Raw genomic sequence first — 1,247 nt, forward strand, 5'->3', positions numbered from 1 at the left:
GTCGAAGCTTTCATAGACCTCCGACGACAGCAGGTCGCGCAACGCGCGGCGGTCGCCATTGGCAAAGGCCAGCACGATCATCTCATAGGCGCCGCGGGCGCCCGAGATGAAATGGCGCGGATCGAAGGTGGAATCCTTGTCGACGATGGCGTCGAGACCCTGCGCGAGCGCGGTGCCCGGCTCGGTCAGGCCCTTCCAGCGGTCGGACGGCGGGGTCGGCTCGACCGTCGGCGCCAGCGGGGCCTGGTCGATCACCTTGCCCGGCATGGTCACGACGTTCTTGTCCTGGGCACCCCCCAGCGCGTTGCGGGCGGCAGTATGGTCGAACGGCGGCCGCTCGTTGCCCGTGCGCTGCCCTAGCACGCTGCGCAGCCGCAAAAAGATGAAGACCGCCAGCGCCAGGAAGATGATGGTGTAGATGTCCACGAGGTATTCGCTTTCTGGTCTTCTCTCGAAGGGGCCGCCTAGAAGGTCGTCGCCGGGAAAATCAATCCGGCCAGTAGACCGTTCCATACGGGAACGGCAAGTCTACATCACCATTTCGGGTCCGCACGTCAGGTCCGTGGGATGTAGGCACGAAATCTTGCCCGGCCAATGGCGCCTTTTGGCACAGCACCGAGTGTAGCGCGTTTTATGCTTAAGGGGAAACCCGATCGTGGCCGGAAATCGCGCATCTTCAATCGTTTAAGGCGCGATTTGGCCGGGAGGTTGGGCAGAACGTCACAGTTGTGGCTGCGGCCCGGCCGCCCGATCCGGGACCGTTCGTCCTTGTGGAACGAGGTAGCCCTATGTTAGCCAACCGCCGCGAAATTCAGCCCCCAATCGGGTAAGGAGAGACTTTCATGACCAACGGTAACGGCACCCCTCCCGAGGCGGCCCCGGCTCCCCAGCTCAACGTGCTGGCGCAATATACCAAGGACCTTTCGTTCGAAAATCCCAACGCGCCGAGCTCGCTCCAACAGCAGGGCCAGGCGCCCCAGATCAATATCCAGATCAATGTCGGCGCCAATAACCTCAGCGAACAGGAATTCGAGGTGACGCTGTCGGTCGAGGGCAAGGCCGAGACCGCGGGCAAGGTGATGTTCTCGTTCGAGCTCGCCTATGCCGGCGTGTTCCGGATCGTCAACGTGCCGAAGGAGAACCTGCACCCGCTGGTCATGATCGAGTGCCCGCGTCTGCTGTTCCCGTTCGCCCGTGAGATCATTGCCACGGCCGTGCGCGACGGCGGGTTCCCGCCGCTGATGCTG

Annotated in this window: 2 protein-coding genes; one reads left to right on the plus strand and one right to left on the minus strand. The window is 63.0% G+C overall.

The genetic code is table 11. The features are described 5' to 3' along the window. The coding region (locus AC1D00_RS41670) for a Tim44/TimA family putative adaptor protein (RefSeq protein ID WP_477014713.1) at window positions 1-426 on the minus strand (426 nt) is incomplete at its 3' end. 416 nt (window positions 427-842) lie between these two features. Between AC1D00_RS41670 and secB the strand changes: the two genes are divergently transcribed. After that, window positions 843-1,247, plus strand: a 405-nt coding sequence (gene secB / locus AC1D00_RS41675) for a protein-export chaperone SecB (RefSeq protein ID WP_477014714.1), incomplete at its 3' end; no start/stop codon positions are given.

The organism is Bradyrhizobium sp. P2_E8 (genome assembly GCF_056403875.1).